The 254-nt window shown below is 52.0% G+C and carries 1 protein-coding gene; it reads right to left on the bottom strand.

Annotated features, from left to right (window positions below):
- Window positions 1-4: 4 nt before the first annotated feature.
- Window positions 5-254: hypothetical protein (locus AC3XQU_RS24350; protein ID WP_489876688.1), on the bottom strand; the 250-nt coding region annotated here is incomplete at its 5' end.

The following is a 254-nucleotide window of genomic DNA, read 5'->3' as shown; positions in this document are numbered from 1 at the left end:
ACCTTCAGTCCTTTTCCGCCGCTTTAAGGCGCGCCAAGCCCTGCTTAATAAAGCCGGCATTTTCGCCAATCCGAGATAGAGCGCCACGGGCATTATCGCCAGTATCGGCGAATCCTTGTCGCTCTGCCTGGAGCGTCAGTTCCATAATTGCTGCTTCCAGGGCTAACTGATTTTCATAGATCTTTTCGAGGACTATGGGGAGGGAATATTCGCTAGTCATTGCTTCGACTCCGTTCGGAAAGCCGCAAGCATAG

This window comes from Telluria sp. AZSoR62, assembly GCF_058111565.1.
This window is presented reverse-complemented; position numbering and strand designations above follow the sequence as displayed.